Source organism: Frankia sp. QA3 (assembly GCF_000262465.1).
GTDB lineage: Bacteria > Actinomycetota > Actinomycetes > Frankiales > Frankiaceae > Frankia.
Genome location: NZ_CM001489.1, coordinates 4,488,774 through 4,494,773, shown reverse-complemented (window position 1 = coordinate 4,494,773; position 6,000 = coordinate 4,488,774). Strand labels below are relative to the sequence as shown.

Annotated in this window: 3 protein-coding genes; all 3 read right to left on the bottom strand. The window is 71.5% G+C overall.

Annotation, left to right across the window (positions count from 1 at the left end; translation table 11 throughout):
- Positions 1-49: 49 nt before the first annotated feature.
- Positions 50-1,789 (bottom strand): hypothetical protein, encoded by a 1,740-nt coding sequence (locus FRAQA3DRAFT_RS18425; protein WP_009740557.1) that lies wholly within the window; start codon positions 1,787-1,789, stop codon positions 50-52.
- A gap of 900 nt (positions 1,790-2,689) precedes the next feature.
- Positions 2,690-3,751, bottom strand: coding sequence for a 2-oxoacid:ferredoxin oxidoreductase subunit beta (locus FRAQA3DRAFT_RS18420; RefSeq protein WP_009740556.1), 1,062 nt, complete (start codon positions 3,749-3,751; stop codon positions 2,690-2,692).
- Positions 3,748-5,634, bottom strand: a complete 1,887-nt coding sequence (locus FRAQA3DRAFT_RS18415) for a 2-oxoacid:acceptor oxidoreductase subunit alpha (RefSeq protein ID WP_009740555.1) — start codon at positions 5,632-5,634, stop codon at positions 3,748-3,750. Before FRAQA3DRAFT_RS18415 ends, FRAQA3DRAFT_RS18420 begins: the two co-directional genes overlap by 4 nt.
- Positions 5,635-6,000 lie beyond the last annotated feature (366 nt).

Below are 6,000 nucleotides of genomic sequence, written 5' to 3'. Positions count from 1 at the left end.
ATCGGGCGTCCCGGCAGAGGCGGCGGCCGCCCCGGGGACGGCGGGTGGGTCAGCGGTGAGCGGCCTGGGACGCGCTCGGGGTGCCGCTCGACCGCTGGGTCGGGACCGTCGGCGATGTGGATTTCGGCGATGTGGATTTCGGCGATGTGGACGTCGAGGACGATGCGCCGGCCGAGGACGTGCCGTGCGTCGTGGCCGCCGTGGCGCCGCTCGAGGCGCCGAACCAGGAGCCGAACAGCGGTTCCACGTCGATCGGGGTCGGATGGAACGGCAGCGCGCCCGTGCCCGGAGACGGGGACGTGGTGGCGGCCGACGGGCTCGCGGCCGGGCCGGTGGCCTCGCCGCCGTCGGACGCCGACGGGGTCGCCGTGCTGGTCGGGGCCGCTGCGGCGGCGGTACCCGCCGTGGTCGAGGTGCCGGCGCTCGGCGCGATGGAGCGCAGGTCGGTGGGCCCGGTGGTGGGCTGGTCCCGCGGGGTCAGCGAGATGATCGGAATCGGGGCGGTGGTGGGGCTCAGCGCGACCGTGGTGACGCCACCCGATCCGCTGCCACCCGACGAGCCGGAGCCGCCGGTCCCGGTGCCCGCCTGGTCGGCGCTCGGCGCGAGCTCGGCCCGCGGCGGCGAGCTCTGCGTGCGGTCCCGCGACGCCTGGGTCTGCGACGCGCCGTAGGCGAACGTCTCCGTGCTGCCGGTGTACTGGATCCGCGGTGCCTCACCGGCGTTCGGGCCCGCCGCGCCGCCACCTCCATCGCCCCCGAAGGCGACCCCGGCGACCAGGGCTGACAGACCGGCCAGCGAGGCGGTGCCGGCGGCGGCCAGGCGCACCCGCCCGTTGCCGCGCCGGACGGGAGCCCGGTGGGCGCCCGGGACACGCCCGGCCGGCGCATGGTCCCGCGCGGCCGCCGGCGCCGGCCCGCCGCGCCGGGGGCCGGTGGGCATCCGGTTGGCGGTGGGCATCCGGCTGGCGGTGAAGGACGCGCCAGAGGCGGGGCTCACCAGCCGCGAGGAGGCAGCGAACCGGGAACCCCGCTCCCAGGACGTGGCGTCGTGGGCAGGGTAGTCCGACCACCGCTCGTCGCCGAACCGGTCATCGTCGCCGAACCGGGCACCTGCATCGAACCGGTCGTCGTCAAGTTCCTCGTCGTCGAACCGGCCGTCGCGGAAACGATCCTCCGCGCCGAATCCGTCCTCCGCGCCGTACCGTTCGTCCGTGTCGTACCGTTCGTCCGTGTCGTACCGTCCGTCCGTGTCGTACCGTCCGTCTGCTTCGTAGCGGAGATCCGAGTCGTACCGATCATCGTCGAACCGGTTCTCGTCGTGCCGATCCGCGTCGAGCTGGTCGTCGTCAAACTGGTCGTCTTCCAACTGGTCGTCGTCGAGCTGGTCGTCGGCGGTGAACCGGTCGTGTCTCGGCCAGCCCCGCCCGAAGGGCGCCCGGCGGAGCGGATCGGTCGGGTCGTCGCCGCGGCCACGTCGCTGCCGGCCCGCGGAATCGCCGTCCCAGGCCGGCACGGACTGCCGGGCCTGGCGGGCGGTGGTGCTGACCGACAGCGGGCCGGTGAGGGTGTCGAGCTCGCCGGGCGGGGCGAACGGGGGGCGCGGCGGGATCCGCCGCGGGGTCGGCGCGGGGCCGTACCAGCTGGAGTGGTCCGAGACGTCCCAGGCCGCGACGGTCCCCGTGGGGGGCGTCGGGGCGTAGGCGCGGTCGTCGATGCCGGTCGAAGTCGGGGCTTCCAGGCGGCGCGGGGTGGCGCCGCGGGAGTGCCGGCCGGCGGAGTGGCTACCCACGGCGGTCTCCGGTGGGCAGGGACGCTGCGGGACGAGCCAGCCGGGCACGGCTCGCCCGGGAGCGGGGCAGTTGGGAACAGGCCGCCTCGGCGGCATGGACGGTGCCCACCGACGAACGCGGACTGGCCGCGGACCGCGGGCTGAGGGCTCGATGACCCCGCACTACGCCTCCGGCTGCATTGGTGTTGTGAGCCCCCCCGGGCCACACGGCACCCCCACGCGCAACATCACCTTACCTGACCTGGTCGGAGCAGCAAATACCGGACTTATCCGAAGTAACTAGTTATTTGTTAGTGCGAGGGGGATGTTCCGTGGCCGGAACGGCATCGTCGGGTGGTCCACGCCGACCCGCGGCGTGCTGGGTACGGTCCGGCTCGCGTAGATCGTGCACAGCACGCCGTATTCCCGCGGCACCGCCGCGTCCCGCCCCGGGGCTGCCCAGGCGCCCTCGGCCCGGGGCCTTCAACCGGCCTGCAGGCGGGCCTACGGCCGCCTCAGGCCGGTCGCCGCGTCGGTGGCCCGGCCCACCCCAAGGCGGGACCTTCTCCCTCGCGCTGGCCTAGCCAGGACGGTCCGCTGCCCTTCGCCTCCACGCCGGGCGCCCAACCAGCCCTCCCGCCGCGCTGCCGGGCTGGCGGGACCGGGGACGGCAACCGCTTTCGGGTGCCCCCGGCGGTCCCCGAGACGGGCATTCGGGGGCCCCCGAGGGGCCCCGGAATGCCGAAAGGCCGGGGCGGCGTCGATGCGCGCGCCCCGGCCTTCACGCCGGTCGGCTGTTCAATCAGACCGTTCGGCTGACCGAGTGGTCCGATCGGTCCAGCGGGTCCGGGTCGTGCATGCCGGTCGACCGGCGGGTGCCGGCCGGCGGCCGACCGGGAGACCCGGACGGCCAGTACCGGGTCAGTCGATGGTCCAGGTCTCCCCGCCGGAGATCAGCGACATGAGGTCGCCCTCACCCTGCCGGGCCCGGGCATCGCTGATCTGCGTGTTGAGCGCCTCGTCGTACGTGGGTGCATCGACGTCGCGGAAGATCCCGATGGGGGTCACCCCGTGCGTGTCCCCGGTGAGCCGGGACAGCGCGAAGGACTGGCTCGGGTCCGTAGCGGTGGCGTCGTGGACGAGGACCCCGGGGCTGCCGGCGGGTACGACCTCCAGGCTGCCGTCATCCGCGCGGCGAATCGCCTTGTCGCCCTCGGCGCCGAAGACGAGCGGCTCGCCGTGCGCCAGCTTCAACGTCACGTCGTCGCGGCTCGACCGGTCCTTGAGCGTGTCGAAGGCGCCGTCGTTGAAGATGTTGCAGTTCTGGAAGATCTCGACGAACGCGGTCCCCGGGTGCTCCGCCGCGGCGCGCAGCACCGAGGTCAGGTGCGCCCGGTCGGAGTCGATCGACCGCCCGACGAAGGTGGCCTCCGCGCCGATCGCCAGCGACACCGGGTTGTACGGCCGGTCCAGCGAGCCGAACGGTGTCGACTTGGTGATCTTGCCGACCTCGGAGGTCGGCGAGTACTGGCCCTTGGTCAGACCGTAGATCCGGTTGTTGAACATGAGGATCTTGAGGTTGACGTTGCGGCGCAGCGCGTGCAGCAGGTGGTTGCCGCCGATGGACAGCGCGTCGCCGTCGCCGGTGACGACCCAGACCGACAGGTCGGGCCGCGAGGTGGCGAGGCCGGTGGCGATCGCCGGCGCGCGGCCGTGGATGGAGTGCATCCCGTAGGTCTGCAGGTAGTACGGGAACCGTGAGGAGCAGCCGATCCCGGAGATGAAGGCGATGTTCTCGCGGGCGACCCCGAGCTCGGGGAGGAAGCCCTGCACGGTGGCGAGGATGGCGTAGTCACCGCAGCCCGGGCACCAGCGCACCTCCTGGTCGGAGGTGAAGTCCTTGCGGCTCTGCTGGGCCGGCGCGGCCGGCACCAGGTCGAGCAGCCGATTGCTGATTCCGGTGTGATTCGTCGTGACGGTCACTGGTTGATCACGTCCTCCAAGACGCCGGCCAGCTCCGCCGCCTTGAACGGCAGCCCGCGGACCTGGTTGTAGCCGATCGCATCGACAAGGAACTCGGCGCGGATCAGCGTCCGCAACTGGCCGAGGTTCATCTCGGGGATCAGCACCTTGTCGTACGACCGCAGGATCTCCCCGGTGTTGGCCGGGAAGGGGTTGAGATGGCGCAGGTGCGCCTGGGCGACATGCAGGCCCTTGGCGCGGACCCGCCGGCAGCCGGCTGCGATCGGGCCGTAGGTGGAGCCCCAGCCGAGCACGAGCACGCGTGCCTGCCCGGAGGGATCCTCCACCTCCAGCGGGGGGATGTCGTTCGCGATGCCGGCGACCTTGGCCGCGCGCAGGCGGACCATCCGGTCGTGGTTGGCCGGGTCGTAGGAGATGTTCCCCTGCCCGTCGGACTTCTCGATGCCGCCGATGCGGTGCTCGAGACCCGGCGTGCCGGGGACCGCCCACGGCCGGGCGAGGGTCTCCGGGTCGCGCAGGTAGGGCCAGAACTCCGGCCCCTTCGGCCCGGTGTGGTTCGGCTCGGTGGTGAAGGCGACCGTCAGGTCCGGCAGCTCCTCGCGCCTCGGCAGCAGCCACGGCTCGGAGCCGTTGGCGAGGTAGCCGTCGGAGAGCAGGAACACCGGCGTGCGGTACTTCGTCGCGAGCCGCGCGGCCTCGACCGCGGCGTCGAAGCAGTCCCCGGGCGAGCGGGGCGCCACGATCGGCACCGGAGCCTCACCGTTGCGGCCGAACATCGCCTGCAGCAGGTCGGCCTGCTCGGTCTTGGTCGGCAGCCCGGTCGACGGCCCGCCACGCTGGATGTCGACGATGACCAGCGGCAGCTCCAGGCTCACCGCCAGGCCGATGGTCTCGCTCTTGAGCGCGACCCCGGGACCTGAGGTCGTCGTGATGCCCAGCGAGCCGCCGAAGGACGCGCCCAGTGCGGCGCCGATTCCGGCGATCTCGTCCTCCGCCTGGAACGTCCGCACACCGAACCGCTTGTGCTTGCTCAGCTCGTGCAGGATGTCGGAGGCGGGGGTGATCGGGTACGACCCGAGGAAGACCGGCAGACCGGTCAGCTCGCCAGCCGCGATCAGCCCGTAGGACAGTGCGAGATTGCCCGTGATGCGCCGGTAGGTACCGGACCTCATCCGGGCCGGAGCCACCTCGTAGGTGACGGTGAAGGACTCCGTGGTCTCGCCGTAGTTGAACCCGGCGCGGAACGCCGCGATGTTCGCGGCGGCGATCTCCGGCCGCTTCGCGAACTTCTTCTCCAGGAAGCCGACGGTGCCCTCTGTCGGCCGGTGGTACAGCCAGCTCATGAGGCCGAGGGCGAACATGTTCTTCGCCCGTTCGGCCTCCTTCTTGTTGACCGCGCTGCCGGTGCCCTCCGCGGCGTGCACCGCGTTGATGGTCATCGAGGTCAGGGGGACCCGATGCACCAGGTAGGGGTCCAGCGTGCCGTCCGTCAGCGGGTCTGTCGCATAACCCGCCTTCTTGAGGTTTCCGCCCGTGAAAGCGTCCGTGTTCACGATGAGATTGGCGCCGGGAGGCAGGTCCTTGAGGTTCGCCTTCAACGCGGCGGGATTCATCGCAACCAGGACGTCCGGTGCGTCACCCGGGGTGAGGATGTCGTGATCGGAAAAATGTAGTTGGAATCCGGATACACCGGCCGGGGTGCCGGCTGGGGCGCGGATTTCGGCGGGAAAGTCCGGGAGCGTCGACAGGTCGTTGCCGAACGTGGCCGTCTCGCTGGTGAACTGCTCTCCGGTGAGCTGCATACCGTCGCCGGAGTCGCCCGCAAAACGCACGACCACCCGGTCGAGCCGGCGGGTCTCCCTCTCCCTGACCTGCTCAGACACCTTCAGTAACCTCCTCGGGTACCACACCAGCCTACCGGCTGTAGCAATGGGACGCGTGCGGCGTGCCGGGCCGACCGATCGCACGCGGTGGCCCGACGATCAGACCCGAATCTGTTGATCTCGGGGTGCTCTGGCATAGAGTGATTGCCTGTCGACTCTGCGTACGTATGCCCCCGTCCTGGCGGTCGGCTGCTGCCACCCGTGTCCGGGTGGTCGGGATGCGTCGCCCGCCCGATGGGTGCGGGCGGTACGGATTCAATACGCTTCCGCGCCGCTTTCCATACAGCTCTGGCCGGGTGGCCTGTCGGCGAATAGACACATTCGCAACTTTGTTTCGATTACTCCATGTGTGCGACTCGCTATCTT